Source organism: Paenibacillus tianmuensis, assembly GCF_900100345.1.
Lineage (GTDB): Bacteria > Bacillota > Bacilli > Paenibacillales > NBRC-103111 > Paenibacillus_G > Paenibacillus_G tianmuensis.
Map to the genome: position 1 here is coordinate 1 of NZ_FMTT01000113.1, position 1,013 is coordinate 1,013.

Here is a 1,013-nt window from a genome sequence, read left to right on the forward strand (position 1 = left end):
AATTGAATGGATCATCGCCACTACCAAAGTGTTGGAAAAACATGTCTATTTGTCAAACCTCAAAAAACCAGTATCTGGTTAATCAACAGGCGTGATAAGGTAGGTAAAAATTATATGAAAGTTAAAAAGCAAGTATTGATATTCTTGGTTAGTGTGCTATTTCTAGTAATTACAACTTTTGTTTTGCATGATAAATTTAAAGATAAAAATGTAGAAGGTAAGGAACTACTTTCGAATATAACCTTTATAGAGGAGGAGAGTAATTCAGTGCCTAAAAATTCTCCGGAATCAATAATATATAATCTTGAAACTAAGCTTCAAGAATTAAGGTACGTAAGTAAAAAAACTTATGAAAAAATCGCTGAGATAAGTAGTAATATAGATTTTATGGGAAACTTTAAAGCTATAAACTTAGAAGAAAATTCATTCTACAGAGAACAATATTTAAAAGTATTAAAGGGAGAGGAATCTTACATTAATAGACTAGAAAAAGAGGAATATTCTGAAGTTGAATTTGACCCTCAAAATATGAAGAAATATACCTATCGCTTTTTTGACATGAATGGAGATGGAGTCCCTGAACTAATGGTATTTGGTAATATGATGAGATATATACACATTTTTTCTTATGATACAAAAACTAATAAAGTTAAGTTGTTAGATCTTGAAAAAGCAGGAAGTTACTTTTTGGGTAATAATAAAATGGGTGCTTGGCGCGGGGGGACAGGACTTACCTATGAATTTTATGAGGTAGATGAAAACGGAGATAGAAATTCTAAAATATTCTTTCATTCTGAAGGGTATCTCAATGATATTACAAAAGAAGAAGATGCGATATATATGGTTGGTTTTGGTGGAGACTCTGAAGAAATTGAGAATTACGAATCACTTGCAAAAGAAATGGGTGAACAATTAATTAATAAAGATGGTATATATTTCCTGAGGGTATCAAAAGAACAATATGACCAAGTAACACCACGCCTGTTGATTAACCAAAATAAGGAAATTGAAAA

1 protein-coding gene is annotated in these 1,013 nt (G+C 30.6%); it reads left to right on the forward strand.

The genetic code is table 11. From position 1 onward, the window contains the following. Positions 1-114 precede the first annotated feature (114 nt). On the forward strand, positions 115-1,013 hold an 899-nt coding region (locus BLO51_RS28370; RefSeq protein ID WP_143007037.1), incomplete at its 3' end, for a hypothetical protein.